This is a genomic window from Streptomyces sp. SP18BB07, assembly GCF_036322545.1.
GTDB lineage: Bacteria > Actinomycetota > Actinomycetes > Streptomycetales > Streptomycetaceae > Streptomyces > Streptomyces deccanensis.
Genome location: NZ_JAQYWT010000271.1, coordinates 201,268 through 217,268 on the forward strand (window position 1 = coordinate 201,268; position 16,001 = coordinate 217,268).

Annotated in this window: 14 protein-coding genes and 1 pseudogene; 4 read left to right on the top strand and 11 right to left on the bottom strand. The window is 71.6% G+C overall.

All coding sequences use genetic code 11. From position 1 onward, the window contains the following. Entirely contained in the window at positions 1-1,203 is a 1,203-nt protein-coding gene (locus PUR53_RS12810; protein ID WP_329898098.1) for a Gfo/Idh/MocA family protein, read from the top strand. Between the two features lie 54 nt (positions 1,204-1,257). Here the strand turns inward: PUR53_RS12810 and PUR53_RS12815 are convergent, their stop codons facing one another. Beyond that, positions 1,258-1,953: a L,D-transpeptidase family protein gene (locus tag PUR53_RS12815; RefSeq protein WP_329908368.1), complete on the bottom strand. Its 696-nt coding sequence runs from the start codon at positions 1,951-1,953 to the stop codon at positions 1,258-1,260. Positions 1,954-2,087: 134 nt separating this feature from the next. Here PUR53_RS12815 and PUR53_RS12820 point away from each other — a divergent pair, with 134 nt between their 5' ends. Continuing rightward, a complete protein-coding gene (locus PUR53_RS12820) occupies positions 2,088-2,573 on the top strand; it encodes a carboxymuconolactone decarboxylase family protein (RefSeq protein WP_329908369.1) in 486 nt (161 codons plus the stop codon). A 122-nt stretch (positions 2,574-2,695) separates the two neighbouring features. Here the strand turns inward: PUR53_RS12820 and PUR53_RS12825 are convergent, their stop codons facing one another. From PUR53_RS12825 to PUR53_RS12850, 6 genes are all read right to left on the bottom strand, one after another. Further along, the gene (locus PUR53_RS12825; protein WP_329898095.1) at positions 2,696-3,490 is read right to left on the bottom strand and encodes an aminotransferase class IV; all 795 of its coding nucleotides are present in this window, start codon (positions 3,488-3,490) and stop codon (positions 2,696-2,698) included. Between the two features lie 61 nt (positions 3,491-3,551). After that, a complete protein-coding gene (locus PUR53_RS12830; RefSeq protein ID WP_329898094.1) occupies positions 3,552-4,745 on the bottom strand; it encodes an FAD-dependent monooxygenase in 1,194 nt (397 codons plus the stop codon). Next, positions 4,742-6,364 (bottom strand): class I adenylate-forming enzyme family protein, encoded by a 1,623-nt coding sequence (locus PUR53_RS12835; protein ID WP_329898093.1) that lies wholly within the window; start codon positions 6,362-6,364, stop codon positions 4,742-4,744. The genes PUR53_RS12830 and PUR53_RS12835 overlap by 4 nt, the downstream gene beginning before the upstream one ends. Positions 6,365-6,367: 3 nt before the next feature. Further along, entirely contained in the window at positions 6,368-8,020 is a 1,653-nt protein-coding gene (locus PUR53_RS12840; protein ID WP_329908370.1) for a benzoate-CoA ligase family protein, read from the bottom strand. Continuing rightward, the gene (gene pabB, locus PUR53_RS12845) at positions 8,017-10,170 is read right to left on the bottom strand and encodes an aminodeoxychorismate synthase component I (RefSeq protein ID WP_329908371.1); all 2,154 of its coding nucleotides are present in this window, start codon (positions 10,168-10,170) and stop codon (positions 8,017-8,019) included. Before pabB ends, PUR53_RS12840 begins: the two co-directional genes overlap by 4 nt. Before the next feature lie 28 nt (positions 10,171-10,198). After that, a complete protein-coding gene (locus PUR53_RS12850) occupies positions 10,199-10,825 on the bottom strand; it encodes an antibiotic biosynthesis monooxygenase (RefSeq protein WP_045560119.1) in 627 nt (208 codons plus the stop codon). 294 nt (positions 10,826-11,119) lie between these two features. On the opposite strand from PUR53_RS12850, the gene PUR53_RS12855 reads away from it, so the two are divergent. Further along, a complete protein-coding gene (locus PUR53_RS12855) occupies positions 11,120-12,523 on the top strand; it encodes a pyridoxal phosphate-dependent decarboxylase family protein (RefSeq protein WP_329898090.1) in 1,404 nt (467 codons plus the stop codon). Here the strand turns inward: PUR53_RS12855 and PUR53_RS12860 are convergent. Beyond that, positions 12,520-13,335: an SDR family NAD(P)-dependent oxidoreductase gene (locus PUR53_RS12860; protein ID WP_329908372.1), complete on the bottom strand. Its 816-nt coding sequence runs from the start codon at positions 13,333-13,335 to the stop codon at positions 12,520-12,522. The two genes, PUR53_RS12855 and PUR53_RS12860, sit on opposite strands and share 4 nt — an antisense overlap. 75 nt (positions 13,336-13,410) lie before the next feature. Between PUR53_RS12860 and PUR53_RS12865 the strand changes: the two genes are divergently transcribed. Next, a complete protein-coding gene (locus tag PUR53_RS12865) occupies positions 13,411-13,992 on the top strand; it encodes a hypothetical protein (RefSeq protein WP_329908373.1) in 582 nt (193 codons plus the stop codon). On the opposite strand, the gene PUR53_RS12870 is transcribed toward PUR53_RS12865, so the two are convergent. From PUR53_RS12870 to PUR53_RS12880, 3 genes and pseudogenes are all read right to left on the bottom strand, one after another. Then, the gene (locus tag PUR53_RS12870) at positions 13,983-14,897 is read right to left on the bottom strand and encodes an SDR family oxidoreductase (protein ID WP_329898087.1); all 915 of its coding nucleotides are present in this window, start codon (positions 14,895-14,897) and stop codon (positions 13,983-13,985) included. The two genes, PUR53_RS12865 and PUR53_RS12870, sit on opposite strands and share 10 nt — an antisense overlap. Before the next feature lie 201 nt (positions 14,898-15,098). Then, a complete protein-coding gene (locus tag PUR53_RS12875) occupies positions 15,099-15,728 on the bottom strand; it encodes an MBL fold metallo-hydrolase (RefSeq protein WP_329908374.1) in 630 nt (209 codons plus the stop codon). Further along, positions 15,728-16,001: pseudogene (locus PUR53_RS12880) on the bottom strand (S-(hydroxymethyl)mycothiol dehydrogenase); the annotation flags it as partial. The pseudogene PUR53_RS12880 and the gene PUR53_RS12875, both read right to left, overlap by 1 nt.

Genomic DNA, 16,001 nt, shown 5'->3' on the forward strand with positions numbered 1-16,001 from the left:
ATGACGTTCTCCCTCGGCATCGTGGGCGCCGGCCAGTTCTCCGGCCAGTTCGCCACGCTGTTCCAGGCGCACCCCGGCGTCGGCGACGTCTACGTCACCGATCTGCTGCCCGAGCGGGCCGAAGCCCTCGTGGCCGCCCAGCAACTGGCCGGCACCTTCCCCTCGTACGAGGCGATGCTGGAGTCGAAGGCGGTCGACGCCGTCGCCGTCTTCACCCAGCGCTGGACGCACGGGCCGCTGGTGCTCCAGGGCCTGAACGCCGGCAAGCACGTCTACTCCGCGGTCCCCATGGCGATCACCGCCGACGAGATCGCGGCGATCATCGACGCGGTCCGGGCGACCGGGCTGACGTACATGATGGGTGAGACGAGCCAGTACAACCCGGCGACCGTGCACGCCCGGAACCAGATAGCCGAGGGCGCCTTCGGGCGGCTCTTCTACGCCGAGGGCGACTACGTCCACGACATGGATCTGGGATTCTACGAGGCCTACCAGTACAGCGGCGGCGAGGACTGGAAGCGCACCGCCAGCTATCCGCCGCTGCTGTACCCGACCCACTCGGTGGGCGGGGTGCTGGGCGCCTGGCAGACGCACGCGGTCAGCGTCTCCGCGATCGGTGTCGTCGACGGGCGCGGTGACGGCGTGTTCGACAAGGAGGTCAGCCAGTTCGGCAACGACTTCTCCAACGCGACCGCGCTGTTCGAGGTGGCGGGCGGGGGTTCGTTCCGTACGAACGAGTTCCGGCGGGTCGGCTACCCCTCGCAGATCCGGGAGTCGCGTTTCCGGTTCTTCGGCACGGACGCCAGCATGGAGCAGCTGGCCACGGTGGCGTTCTGGCAGGACAAGAAGGGAGTCGAGGACATCAGCGAACTCCTGGAGCCCAAGCCCACCCTGTCCCCGGACGATCCCTCGCTCCAGCACATCGCACCGGATCTGCGGGCCGCCTTCACCTCGGGCTCGGCACCGGTGCACGACCGGTCACGGCTGCCGCGGGAGTTCGACCATCTGCACAACGGGCACGAGGGCAGCCACCACTTCCTGGTGGACGACTTCGTGACCGCCGTCAACACCCGGACGCTGCCGTCGGTGAACGCCTGGGTGGCGGCCCGCTACACCCTGCCGGGGATCGTCGCGCACGAGTCCGCGCGGCAGGGTGGGGTACGGCTGGAGATCCCGGACTTCGGGGACGCCCCCGAGGCGTGACGCCCCCGGCGTGACGTTTCGGCACGGTCGTCGGGCCGGGCTCCTGGCTGCCCGTCAGGTGCCCGGCTTGCGGCCGTACACGAAGACGTCGTCGCCCTTCTTCAGCAGCGACCAGTACTTCTTGGCGTCGGTCTTGGTCATGTTGGTGCAGCCGTGGGAGCCCGGCGGGTTCCACATGCTGACGCCGACCGAGTGGAAGGCCTGGCCGCCGTCGAAGAACTGGGCGTAGGGCATGGGCACGTGGTAGATCGACGAGACGTGGTCGATGTTGCGCCAGTAGATCTTCTTCAGGCCGGTGCGGGTCTCGTAGCCGTCGCGGCCGGTGCGGACCGGGACGGGGCCGTAGACGAGCTTCTTGCCGTCCTGGATCCAGCTGAGCTGGAGCGTGAGGTCGACACAGGCGATGCGGCCCTTGTTCGTGGGGCACTTGCCGGCCTTGTTGGGGTTCTTGCCCACGGCCTTCTGCTTGTTCATGAGGTCCATCACGCCCCACGTGACGGCTCCCGCGTAGCCGGCGTTCGGGGTGATGCCGTGCTTGGTCTGGAAGGCCTTGATCGCCTTGCAGTCGCCGGCGGACTGCTTGCCGTCGACCGTCCGGCCGAGGAACTTCTCGACCTGCTTCTGGTACGGCCCCGTCGACGTCGTACAACTCGCCGCCTGCGCGGGCGCGGTGCCGAGCGCGAGCGTGAGCGGTGTCAGCAGTGCGGTGATCGTGAGCGCGACGGCGCCTCTTCTGCCTATGTCCCCCATGACGGGCCTTTCCCTTTCGAGTGTTTTGTAGGTCCTGCCTGCCTAGACAGGCGACCGGCGGCGGCGGTTGTGGGAGATCCCACGTCGAGACGAAACAGTTACACAGCCGGGAATTCGCAGATACAGTTACCCCCATGAGCAACAGCGAATCCATAACTCGCGTGGCGTTGAAGAAAATCACACCCGATGTCTCCGGAGCGATGGGCTCCCTGCACGGTGCCGCCGTTTCCGCGGCCCGGGACGCGAAGGTCGAGCCCGAGATCCTCGAGCTGATCAGAATTCGCGCCTCGCAGATCAACGGCTGCGCCTTCTGCCTGGACATGCACACCAAGGACGCCCGCGCGCAGGGCGAGACCGAGCAGCGGATCTACGCGCTCAGCGCCTGGCGCGAGACCCCGTTCTTCACCGACCGCGAGCGCGCCGCCCTGGCGTTGACCGAGGCCGTGACGCTGGTCCACGACGGTCAGGTGCCGGACGACGTGTACGCCGAGGCGGCCGAGGTGTTCGACGAGCAGCAGGTCGCGGCGCTGATCTGGGCGGCGACCGTGATCAACGCCTACAACCGGATCGCCATCGCCACGCGCATGGTTCCCGGGGCCTACCAGCCCGCCCAGAAGTAGCCCCGCAATCCCCGGGAAAATATTCCCGGGGATTCTTGGCAACAATTCGGCGAACGACTTTCAGCGCCGGGCCGAATTCCCTTCGGCCCGGCGCTTCTCCGCGCCCGTATATCGCTGTGAATTCAGTGGTCCGGCAGCGGCTGCATCAGCCCGTCCAGCCATCGCCGCCATTCCGGTGCGCGGACGGCCCGGCCGGGGGTCATCGGCCGGCCCGTCCAGGCGGCCACCGGGCGGATGCCGTGCAGGGCGTTGACGAGCCACACCTCGCGGCCGTCCAACTCCCCCAGGGAGCGTTCGCGGTGGGCGACCCGGACCCCGGTGCGGGCGGCGTGCTCCAGGACGAGGGCCACGGTGACGCCGGCGAGCAGCGGCAGCCGGGGCGGCGGCAGACAGAGGGTGTCGTCCTCCCACCACAGCAGGCTGTTGCTCGCGCCCTCCAGCACCAGGCCGGACGGTGCGATCAGCACGGCCTCGTCGGCGTCCGCCCCGGCCGCCCTTCTGCGCACCCGGGCCAGCGCGTCCAGGTCCGGCCCCTTGCGGCGGGGCACGGTGCGCGGGTCGGGCTGTCCCGCCGCCCACACCCGGATCTCGGCGGTGAGGGGCGGGGCGTGCCGGAGCAGCAGCCTCAACTCCAATGATCCGGCGACGAGTTCCACGCGGGGGAACCACTCCCCGGTGCGCGGCAGGGCTCGGGTCATGTCCTGCCAGAAGTCGACGACCCGCGCCAGGGGCGGCGCGCCGCACTCGCCGCAGGATCGCGCGAACCGTTCACGGTGCCGGTCGAAGCCGCGCACCCGTCCCTCGCGCAGCAGCCACGAGTCCGCTACGAGGAGGCGTCCGCCCTCGGTCCGGCCGGGGACGAGGCCGTGTTCGGGTGACCAGGTCAACAGACCTTCCGCGACGGCGGGTTGTGTCACTCGGTGCTCCTGTCGGTCTTTCGGTTCCATGTCCGCGGCCGGTACGGGTCCCGCCGTCGGCTCAGTACTTGCGGCCCGCGACGGCCGGGGCGCCGTGCCGGGGGCCGTAGGGGGCGTGCTCCAGCCAGGCGCCGCAGCGGGGCACCATCGGGGCGAGGGCGGCCGCCGCGCGCTGCTTGACCCGGACGATACGGCGCCGGGGCCGCAGATGGTCCAGGGCGGTGCCGGCGGCGGCGCTGTTGAACAGGCCCGCCGCGCGCCGGACGTCGGCGAAGGAGCCGACCGCGTCGGGGGTGCCCTCCGCGATCGCGCGGGCCGCGGCGACCGCGTCCGCGATGCCGCTGTTCATGCCGCGCGCCCCGAACGGCGGGAAGAGGTGCGCGGCCTCGCCGGCCAGCAGCACCCGGCGGTGCGGGTCGGTGAAGTCGGCGGCGACCTTGCGCAGGAAGCGGTAGGTGGACACCCACAGGATCCGCTCGTCGTAGCCGTCGCCGACGACCTCGGGCAGCCAGCGGCGTACGGCCTCCCGAGTGCCGTAGTCCTGCGTCGCGTCGTCGTCGCGGCACTGGAGGTCGAGTTGGAAGCCGCCGGTGAACGGCACCCGCATGACGCTGCGGCCGCCGAGTGCCGGGTGTTCGTAGTGGAAGACCCGTTCCAGGGGCAGTTCGGCGCCGGGCAGGTCGGCGACGTCCACGACGACGTGGAAGCCCTCCCCGTGGGTGCCCTCCAGCGGGATGCCCAGCGCGCGGCGTACCGCCGAGCGGGCGCCGTCGGCGGCGATCGCGTGGGGGCCCGTCCAGGTCCGGCCGTCCTCACCGGTGAGGGTCACCCCGTCCGGGTCGGTCCGTACGGCGGTGATCCGGGCGTCCCACACGAACTCCACCCCGGCGTCCCGGCAGGCGGCGAGCAGGAAGCGCTCGGTGTCGACCTGGCGGAGGCTGGTGAAGGGCGGGGTGCCGTTGGGCGGCGGGAAGGTGCGGGCGTAGACCTCGCGGCCCCGGTAGAGGGTGCGTTTGGTGTGCCAGGTCTGACCGTACGCGGCGATCTCGACCGCGAGCCCCGGATGGATCTCCTCCAGCAGCTGCAGGGTCTCGCGGTGCACGAACAGGGCGCGGCTGCCGGGGCGTTCACGACCCTCGGGGTCGGCTTCGAGGAGGGTGACGGGGAGGTCGTGGGCGCGCAGCGCGAGGGCGGCGGAGAGGCCCACGGGCCCCGCGCCCACGACGAGGACGGGGGCGGTGACGGGGGGCGTCATGCGCGGGCGCTCTCGGCGAGCATGCGGGTGACCTCGACGCGCTTGACCTTCCAGGTGGAGGTCATCGGCAGTTCGTCGAACCGCCACTGCCTCGGCTCCGCCATGGCGGGCAGATCGGCCGTGGCCTCGTGCCAGCGCCGCAGATCCAGGGGCCGTTCGCCGCGTACGCAGACCACGGGGACGGGTTCGCGGTCGGCGCCGGGGACGATGACGACCTCGCGCAGCTCCTCCAGGCGGGACATCAGCGTGTCCTCGACCTCCAGGTTGCTGTGCACGGAGTCGATCTGGTCGATCTCGCGGTCGATGAGGTAGAGGGCGCCCCAGCGGCTCTGGTAGCCCATGTCGCCCATCTGCCACCAGCCGCTGTCGAGTTGGCGCAGATAGCGCTCCCGGGCGCCGAGGTAGGTGAGGATGCGGCCGCGGGTGCGGGCCTCGATGCGGCCGGCGGTGCCGGGGGCGACCCGCCGTCCGGTGTCGTCGGCGACGCGGACGCGGGTGAAGCCGGGGATGCCGATGCCGACCCGGCGGCCGTCGGCGCGGGCGGCGCTCCTGCGGGTGAACCACTGGAAGGCGACCGGGCCCGTCTCGCTCTGCCCGTACAGCTGGATGAGCCAGGGCGAGCGCCGCCGCGAGGCGTCGAGGAGCCGCTGCACGGTCCGGGGGTGGATGGCGTCGAAGGTGGAGCCGTAGGAGCGGACGCGGGACAGCGGGGCACCGGGCGCGTCGGCCAACTCCTCCCACAGGACAAAGGTGTTGGGGTGGGTCTCGACGATGCCGGGGCGGTGGCGGGCCAGCAGCGGGCCGACGTTCGACGGTTCCGGGTCGATGATCAGAACCAGGGGGCTGCCGAAGTGCAGCAGGACGCCGAGGAGATGGTAGAAGCGCGAGTGCACGAACGACATGTGCAGCGCGGCGGTCTCGCCCCGGGTGGGCCAGCCCATCGCCTTCTGCGGGACGAGCCGGTTCCACATGGTGTTCGGGCAGTGCACGGCCAGCTTGGGCAGGCCGGTGGTGCCCGAACTGTGGGTGATCAGGGAGGCGTCGCGGGGGTGCAGACGGACCGCGGCCGGGGTCGGGGCGCCCGCGTACTTCTCCAGCGGTTCGGCGCCCGGGGCGTCGTCGACGCCGAGTGTGCGGCGGACGAGGCCGGGGAGGTCGACGTCCTTCAGGGAACCTTCGAGCTTGGCCCGGTCGGTGATCAGCCAGGGCTTGTGCAGGCGTTCGAGGAGCTGTCCGACCACCGGGCCCGCGAGGCCGGGCGAGAGCAGCACGGGGACGGCGCCGATCCGGGAGACCGCGCAGGTCAGCAGCACGATGTCGACGTTGTCGGTCTTGTGGACGACCACCTCCTCGGAGGGGCGCACGCCCGCTTCCCACAGGCGCCCGGAGAGTTCGTCGACGAGGTCGGCGAGGGCGGTGTAGGAGAGGTCGGTCCCGAGGTCGGGGTTGACGTCGAGGGGCCGGTCCAGCGTGACGAAGACGGGGCCGTGGCGTTCGGCGGCCTCCCGGAACATGGAGCCCAGGTAGAAGCCGCGGCCGGCTAGGGCGGGTTGCCGGTCGGTGTGGAGCCGCTCTCGCATGGCAGCGGGCCTTTCTGCGGGGATGAGGGTGTCGGCCATGGCTCACCACGCTCCTTGGCGGACGAGGTGGCGGCGGAGCTTGCCGGTCGCGGTGCGGGGCAGCGTGGGCACGAAGCTGACGCTGCGGGGGACCTTGAAGGCGGCGAGCCGGTCGCGGGCCATGCAGATCAGTTCGGCCTCCAGGCCCACCCCGATGGGCGGGACGGGGACGACGAAGGCCCGTAGTCTGCTGGCGCCGCGTTCGTCGGTGACGGCGGCGACGGCGACGTCCCGTACGCCGGGGTGGGTGCGCAGCAGCGCCTCCACCTCCAGCGGAGAGACGGTGATGCCGCCGACCATCTCCATGTCGTCGGCGCGGCCGAGGTGGCGGTAGGTGCCGTCGGGTTCGCGGACGGCCCGGTCCCGGGTGGCCAGCCAGCCGCCGACGAGGGTGCGTTCGGTCTCCTCGGGCCGGTTGAGGTAGCCGGGCGTCACCGTCGGTCCGCGCACCCAGAGTTCGCCCGCCTCGCCGTCCGGCACCGGTTTGCCGGCGCGGTCGCGGAGTTCCACCTCGAAGCCGGGGACGGGGCGGCCGACCGTACCGGGGTGGTTGTGGTCGAAGCTGTTGGCGCAGAAGGCGTGTCCGGCCTCGGTGGAGCCGATCTGTTCGAGGACGGGGGCTCCGAGCAGTTCGGTGACCTGCTTGCCGAGTCCGGCGGGCATGCCCTCGCCGGCCGACACCGCCGCACGCACCGAGGCGAAGCAGTCCCGGTGGCCGTCCGCCCGGTCGGTGACGAGGGCGGCGTACGCGGAGGGCACCGAGTACAGGAGGGTCACGCGGTGCCGGGCGACGAGTTCGTCGACCGCCGCGGGGGTGGGACGGCGGTCGGCGAGGACTGCGGAGGAGCCGGAGAAGAGCGGGAAGACGAGGGCGTTGCCGAAGCCGTAGGCGAAGTACAGCCGGGAGACGGAGAGGGTGACGTCGTCCGGGGTGATGCGCAGCAGTCGGCGGCCGATGAGGTCGTGGTACGTCTTGGGGTCGCCGTGGACGTGGACGACGCCCTTGGGGTGGCCGGTGGTTCCGGAGGTGTACTGGATGTAGAGGGGGGTGTGGGCGTCGACCGGGTGGGCGCGGGTGGTGGGAGCCGCCGTGGCGCTCAGGGCCGTCAGTTGGTCCGAGCCCAGGCGCCTGGCTTGCTTGGCCGTCTTCACAGTGCGGCTCGGCCGTGGCTGGTCGCGCCCACGCGGCGGAGTCGCAGATGTCACAGGCCCGCGCCCCAGACGGGGCGCGGGTATGCCGGCCGGGACGAACGTGTCCAGCCCCGGGCCCGTCACCCACAGGACCGCCTTCGTGTCCTCGGCCATGAACTGGAGTTCGGGCGGGGTGAGTTCGGGGTTGACCAGGACCGCGACCGCGCCGAGGCGGGCCAGGGCGAGGAAGGTGGTGACCCAGGTGACGGAGTCCGGGAGGGCGAGCAGGACGCGGTCGCCGGGGCGGACGCCGTGGTCGGTGAGGACGGTGGCGGTGCGGGCCGCGAGGTCGTGGATCTCACCGTGGGACCAGGCCCGGTGGCCCTGGTGGAAGGCCGGGCGGCCGGCCCAGCCGCGTCGCTCGACGAGGGCGGCGAGATGGGCCGCCAGGTTGCCGGGGGCGTCCGCGTCGGCGGGCAGCCGGGTGGGCCGGGCCGTCGTGGTGAACGTCGTCGTGATCGTCATCGCGTCGGCTCCTCGGTGACGGCCGGGGCGGAGGCGTGCTCCCGGTGGGCCCGCATCAGTGCCGCCGTCTTCAGCAGCATCTCGTCGTACTCGGCGGCCGGATCGGAGTCGAGGACGATCGCGCCGCCCGCGCCCAGATGCATACGGCCGCCCTGGAACACGGCGGTACGGATGACGATGTTGAGGTCCGCGCCGCCGCTGCACCCGAGGTAGCCGAGGGCTCCCGAGTACACGCCTCTCGCCTCGGTCTCCAGCGAGTCGATGATCTCCATGGTGCGCAGTTTGGGCGCCCCGGTCATCGAGCCGCCGGGGAAGCAGGCCCGGACGCAGTCGACCGCGTCGGTGCCCTCGCGCAGTCTGCCCTCGACGGTGGAGACCAGCTGGTGCACGGTGGCGTACGTCTCGGTGGCCATCAGGCGGGTGACCTTCACGGAGCCGGTCCGGGAGACCCGGCCGAGGTCGTTGCGGAGCAGGTCGACGATCATCAGGTTCTCGGCGCGGGTCTTGGCGTCGGCGGCGAGTTCGTCGCGGAGCCGGTCGTCCTCCTCGGGACCGGCGCCCCGGGGTGCGGTGCCCTTGATGGGCTTGGCCTCGGCGATGCCGTCGCGGGTGATCCGCAGGAACCGCTCGGGGGACGAGCCCGCGATGTCGAGGTCGCCGAACCTGAGGAAGGAGGCGTACGGGGCGGGGTTGGTGCGGCGCAGCACCCGGTAGAAGTCGTACGGGTCGTAGGGAGCGGGTAACCGGGCCGCGTTGGTCAGACAGACCTCGTAGCTGGTGCCCGCGTTCAGCTCCGCCTTGCAGGCCTCGATGTCGGCGAGGTAGGTGGCGCGGTCGCGGACCAGCCAGGGTTCGGCGGCGCGCGGGTAGGGCGCGGTGGCCGCCTTCAGGGGGACCGTGGCGTCCGAGCCGACGAAGGTCAGCTGGGCCAGTACGGTGTCGAGCCAGTCGCCTGCCTCGCGGGAGGCCGCCGGGGTGTCCTCGGAGAGGCAGACCGCGTAGGTGTGGCCCTCCTGGTGGTCGACGGCGATCAGCCGGTCGGCGAACAGCCAGGCCGCGTCCGGGGTGTCGGCCTTGTGCCGGTTCTCGGAGCCGGTGTCGGCCTTGAGTTCGTAGCCGAAGTAGCCGACGTAGCCGCCGGTGAAGTCGAAGGGCAGGCCCGTCGCGTCGACCTTGCGGCTCGCCAGTTGCCGCTTGAGGTAGTCGAAGACACTCGCCTGGACCCTGCGCATGGGCCGGCCCGTCCGTTCGATCTCGCAACTGCCGCTGTCGACGTCGTAGCGGACGAGCTCGGCGAGGGGGCCGCTGCCGTCACCGAAGAAGGAGAACCGCGACAGGCCCGGCTCGACGCGGGAGCTGTCCAGCCAGAAGGCGTGCGGCGCGTCGGCGTACATGCGGGTGAAGGCGGCCTCGGCGTCGACGGCGCCGGCGATGCGGCGGGTGTGCAGCCGGTAGGTGGGGCCGGGGGCCCGGCGGGGGCGGGGGATCGTGCCCGCGAGAGGGGCCGGTGCGGTGGGGCGCGGCCCGGTGACGGGGGCGACCGCCGTGTTCTTGGTACGGGGGCTGCCCGTGCGTTCCGCCGTGAGGTTGCGGAAGTTCACCAGCAGCCGGTGGCCGTGGTCGGTGAGGATCGACTCGGGGTGGAACTGGACGCCCCACAGTGGCCGTTCGCGGTGGCGCAGGCCCATGAGGACGCCGTCCTCGGACCAGGCGGTCGCCTCCAGGGTCGGCGGCAGCGGCTCGCGTACGGACAGCGAGTGGTAGCGGACGACCGTGAAGTTCTGCGGGAGGCCGTGGAACAGGTCGCGGCCGTCGTGCCGGACCGTGGACAGGTGCCCGTGGCGGGGCCACGGGGCGGGCTCGACGTCGGCGTGCTCCCCCGCCGCGATGCCCTGGTGGCCCAGGCAGACGCCCAGGACGGGGATCTCGGCGTCGGCGATCACCCGGGCGGCGATACCGAAGTCACGCGGTTCCGCGGGGTGGCCGGGTCCCGGCGACACCACCACGTTGTCGAACTCCCCCAGCTCCGGAATGTCGTCGGTGGAGGCGTCGTTGAGCACCACCACCGGCTCCTCGCCATTGACCTCGGCGATCAGCTGGAACAGGTTGTACGTGTACGAGTCGTAATTGTCGATGAGCAGGGTCTTCACCCGCCCACCCCCCTCTTCGTTCTCGGACCTAGGCGGTCCGTCGTTTGTGCCGGCCGCGCAACGCCTGCAACGGCGGGTACAGCCATTTCTTCAGGAATCTCTGGAGTCTCGGCATGAGAATCCAGGTGACGATGGCTGCCACGGTCAGACACAGCAGAAGTGTACGGAAAAGCGGATTCAGGTCGTTGAGATAGGGAAGTATTGCCTGGTTGAATAAGAAGACGGGCGGGAATACCGCACCGGAATTCACCAACCAGAGTTTCCATTTCGGGGGTGGCCCCGGAGGGCCGGCCGGTGTCGGGGCCCGGGCGCTCTGGGAGTCGAACCAGGCCTTGGAGCCCACGATGCTCCGACGGCCGGTCTCCTGCGCCAGTCCGTCGGCGCGGGCCGACCACTGTGCCCAGACCACGGAATTCTCCCAGGTCCGGGCTGATTCCTCGCTGTCGAAGCGGTAGACCACATGCCACTCACCCTCTCCGTCGACGAGTACGCCACCCCCCAGAAAACCCGGCTGCTGCGCACTCGTACGCAGCGCGGCCCACCCCCAGGAGTGGAAGTCGGCCTCGCGCCCCGGCACCACCTGGTACGCGACGGTGACGGTAACGGGATTCCTGCTCACGGTGTCGAATACGTGAAGACCGTCGGCGCCGTTCAAGCCTCAACGAACTTTTTCGACGGGTGTCCGGATCGTGCACGTATGACGACCTTTCAGATACCTTGACGCTTTCTATCGCAGGGTAACGCCGAGGTAACTTCCGGTAATTCCTGGAAGCGCTTGCCGACACGGTCGGAATAGGAGCACCATTCGCCGAAGGCTGCGCAGAATTACGCACATTGCGAAGGAGATCCGTGCCGTCCCGGTGCCCCTCGCGCGTCCACTCGTGAACAGGGCCAGTTCTCCACGAGTGGACCGGGACCGCGGCCCGCTCCCCGCCCTACGCTGCCGATCATGGACTCCGTACTCGCCGGCGACCTCTCCCGGCTCCCCGAACTGCTGCAGGCCGCCCGTGACTTCGCCGCCGAGGAGATGGCGGGCCTCGCGGACCGTCCCGTCGCCCGGCCGGGCGGGCGGCACGGGCCCGTACCGCTCCCCGCCCGGGGCGTCGGCGCGCAAGGGGCCCTGACGGAGTTCGCCGAGCGCTGGGCCGACGGATTCTCCGGATCGGCCGGGCCCCGGTACCTCGGCTTCGTCACCGGTGGGGCCACCCCGGCGGCCGTCACCGGAGACTGGCTGACGAGTGCCTACGACCAGAACGTCTCCGGTGGCCAGGACTCGTCCGCGAGCGCCCTGGAACGGCAGACCCTGCAGTGGCTGCGGGAGTTGTTCGGGCTGGACGCGGAGTACGGCGGCGCCTTCGTGACGGGTGCGACCGTCTCCAACACCGTGGGGCTCGCCGTCGCCCGCGAGTGGCTCGGCGAACGACTGGGCGTGGACGTGTCCCGGGAGGGTGTCGCCGCCCTCGGCCCGGTCGACGTGCTGTCCGGCAGCCCGCACTCCAGCATCACCAAGGCGCTCTCCGTGCTCGGTGTCGGCCGCGACCGGCTGCGCACCGTCCCCCTGCTGCCCGGGGGCCGTGAGGCCGTGGACGTGGCGGCCCTCGACGCCGCCCTGGCGGCACTGGACGGGCGGCCGGCGATCGTCGTGGCCAACGCCGGGACCGTCAACTCGGTCGACTTCGACGATCTGCGCGCCATCGCCGCGCTCAGGGAACGCCACGACTTCTGGCTCCACGTGGACGCCGCGTTCGGTGGCTTCGCCGCGCTGTCGCCGTCGTACGCACATCTCGTCGACGGTCTCGACACCGCCGACTCGATCTGCGTGGACCTCCACAAGTGGCTGAACGTGCCCTACGACGCCGCCGTCCAGTTCACCCGCCGCCGGGACCTCCAAATACGCGTCTTCCGCAACGACTCCCCGTACCTCGGCCTGCCCACCGGCGACCCCGACTTCCTGCACCTCACACCGGAGAACTCCCGTCGGCTGCGCGCCCTGCCGGCCTGGTTCTCCCTCATGGCGTACGGCCGGGCGGGGCACCGCGAGATCGTCGAACGCAACGTCGCGCTGGCCCGCGCCCTCGGCGAACGCCTCGCACAGGCACCGGGGTTGAGCCTCGTCGCACCGGTCCGGCTGAACGTCGTCTGCTTCACCCTCGCCGAACGGCCCACCCGGGAACGGGTCCAGGCCCTGGCCCACGCGATCGCCGCCTCCGGCGAGACCTTCGTGACCCCGACCGTCCTCGCCGGCACACACGCGCTACGGGCCGCGTTCAGCAACTGGCGCACGACGACGACGGACACCGAACGGGTCCTCGACGCGATCCTCGCGGCGACGAGGACGGTGAACGCCTCCTAGGTGTCCTGACCCCGCTCCTCGTCCCGCCACGCCCGCGCCGCACGGGCGAACGCGGTGTTGACGGCGAGCAGGCCGCCGTCCACGCGCAGGGTGGTGCCGGTGATCCAGGCCGCGTCGCGGGAGGCGAGGAAGGCCACGGCCGCCGCGATGTCGGCCGGCTCGCCGACGCGGCCCAGGGGGTAGATCTCGCCGAGGTCGTCCAGGTGCGCCTCGCGGCCCGCCCAACCGGGGGTGCGGACGGTGCCGGGGGCCACCAGGTTGACGCGGACGCCACGGGGCGCGGCATCGCCGGCGAGGGTACGGGTGAGGGAGCCGAGGCCGGCCTTCGCAGCGCTGTAGGCGTGGTTGCCGAAGCCCTGGAGGCCGTTGACGGAGCCGATGTTGACGATGGCGCCGCGCCCCGAGGCCACCAGGTGCGGCAGTGCGGCGCGGGAGCACCGGAACGCGCCGGTCAGGGTGAGGTCGAGGTCGCGGGCCCAGGTCTCGTCCGGGGTGTCCTCGAAGAGCGGCGCGTCCGGGGTGCAGCCGAAGGCGTTGTTGACCAGGACGTCGAGCGAACCGAGGGCCGTCACCGCGTGCGCGACGGCCGCCTCGACGGACTCCCGGTCCCCGACATCGCACCGGAACGCCTCGGCGGCCAGCCCGCGCTCCCGAAACTCCGTCACGGTCCGCTCGGCCGCCGCCGCGTTCACGTCGGTGACGAGTACCCTCGCCCCCTCCTCGGCCAGCCGCCGGGCCGTCGCCGCTCCGATCCCGCGCGCCGCGCCCGTGATGAGAACCCCGTGCCCCTCGAAGCGTCCCGTCGCATGCATACGGCAGAACGTACTCCGCGCCACCGGTCGCCGGGACGGATGCGACGCGATCTTCGTCCCGGTTACAGTCTGATCATGTCAACGTTTATCCAGCAACTCCCGGCCCTGCTGGGCGTGGTGATCGGCGCGCTCGGCTCGTACCTGGTGGTGATGCGGGGCGAGCAGGTGCGGTTCCGGCAGGAGCGGGCGACCCGTTGGGAGGAGCGACGGCTCACGGTGTACGCCGACTGGGCGCGGGCCCTGAAGCAGTCCATCACCCTGACCTACCGGGTCGCCTCCCATCTCGGCAACGACCCGCACCCCCACCCGCTCTCGCCGGAGGAGGCCGCGCCCCTCATGGCGGAGGCGACGGTCGCCCGGGATCCCTCCGGGGAGGCCCTGCTGCTCCTCGGCAGCCCCGAGGTGGTGGACAAGGCCCGCGCCTGGGTCGTCACGGTGATGAGGATGGAGGAGTTCCTGCGCGCCGGGACCCGTGATCCCCGGGCCTGGCAGGAGTTGTTGGAGCGGCAGCGCGGCGGGAGGGATGCCTATTACGTGGCCGTGCGGGAGGATCTGGCGCTCCCGCCCGGCCACTCGGCACGCTGGCAGCTGCAGGCCCCGCCGCCCCCGCCCGGTGACGGCGGCCGCCCGGGCCCCGGTGAGGGCGGTCAGCGGTAGCCGGTCGTGTCCGCCGGCTTGCCCGCGTCCTGGACCTCGACGATGTAGCGCCAGGCGTCCGGGCGGCTGCCGTCGAGGTCGGTGAAGCCGTAGGTCCGGGCGAGGGAACCGCTGGAGTGGGACTGCCCGTTGAAGCGGGCGACCTCCGGGTCGGCGGCGAGCGCGGCGACGGCCCGCCCGACGAAGCGGGGAGTCTCGGAGATGGCGAAGTGGGGGAAGCGTTCGAGGGCGTCCCGCCAGTTCTCCTCGGTGACCCCGAAGTGGTCGAGCATCATCTCCGAACGGAGCCAACCGGGAGTGAGGGCCACGGCGGTGGCGCCGCGCGGGCCCAGCTCGTGCCCGAGCGCGAACGCCATGCGCAGGACGGAGGACTTGGCGAGGTCGTAGAAGAAGGAGACGCGGTAGTTGGCGCCGTTGTACTCGGCCGTGCCGTCCGTCATCTCCACGACCAGGCCGCCCGGCTTGCGCAGGAGCAGCGGCAGGGCGAGGTGGTTGGTGATGGCATGGGTCTCGACGGCGAGGCGCAGCAGTCGCAGCCCGTTGTCGAGATCGTGCTCCCAGACCGGGCTGTCCCATGCGAAGAGCTTCTCGCCGCCCCAGACGTCGTTGACGAGGACGTCCAGTCGGCCCTGTTCCTCGGCGATCCGGTCGACGAGGGTCCGGACCTGTGCCGGTTCGAGATGGTCGGTGGGTACGGCGATGCCGTGGCCGCCCGCCTCGGTGACCAGGTCGGCGGTGTCCTCCAGGGTCTCCGGGCGGTCGTACTCGGAGCGCCGCTCGCGCGTGGAGCGCCCTGTCACATAGACCGTCGCTCCGGCCGCCCCCAGTTCGACGGCGATCCCCCGGCCCGCTCCGCGCGTCGCTCCCGCGACCAGTGCGACCTTGCCGTCCAGCGGCTTCGACATGTCCGACCTCCGTTGCGTACGAGTGCCACCTTGGCCGACACCGGGGGTGCCGGCGTCCTCGACACGAGGGTGTCGTCGAAGCCGGACATCTTCTGTCGGGTTTTCTGGGCGATGTCCGGGAGCGGGGGTCGCCCACCCTCGAGGCGGTCATGGCGGGGCCCGGCTGCCATGCCTTCTCGGCAGCCGGGCCCCGAGAGGTCGTCAGTGACCGCGCGCGATCCACTCCTGGAGGTGCGGGGCCTCCGCGCCGATCGTCGTCGTGTCGCCGTGGCCGGTGCGGACGACGGTGTCGGGCGGGAGGGCGAGCAGGCGGTCGCGGATGGAGTCGATGATCGTCGGGAAGTGGGAGTAGGAACGGCCGGTGGCGCCGGGGCCGCCGGAGAAGAGGGTGTCGCCGGTGAAGACCGTGCCGAGCCCGGGGTCGTAGAGGCAGACGGCGCCCGGGGCGTGGCCGGGGGTGTGCAGGACGGTCAGGTCGGCGCCGGCGGCCTCGATGACCTGGCCGTCGGCCAGCCAGTGGTCGGGCAGCCGGTCGGGGTGGGTCTGCTTCCACAGCGGCAGATCGTCCGGGTGGAGCCAGATCGGCGCGCCGGTGCGCTCGGCGAGGGCGGGGGCCGCGTCGATGTGGTCGTTGTGGGCGTGGGTGCAGACGATGGCCACGAGCCTGCGCTCGCCCACGGCCTCGGCGATGGCGTCGGCGTCGTGGGCGGCGTCGACGACGACGACCTCGTGGTCGTCGCCGACGAGCCAGACGTTGTTGTCGACGTCCCAGGTGCCGCCGTCGAGACTGAACTGGCCGGAGGTGACGAGGTGTTCGATGTGGGCGGCCATCAGAGGGTCACCACCGATCGCAGGACGTCGCCGCCGTGCATCCGCTCGAAGGCCTTCTCCACGTCGTCGAGTCCGATGGTCTCGGTGACGAACGCCTCCAGGTCCAGACGGCCCTGGAGGTAGAGGTTGATCAGCATGGGGAAGTCGCGGTCGGGCAGGCAGTCGCCGTACCAGGAGGACTTCAGGGCGCCGCCGCGGCCGAAGACGTCGAGGAGGGGCAGTTCGAGCTTCATCTCCGGAGTGGGGACACCGACGAGAACGACCGTCCCGGCC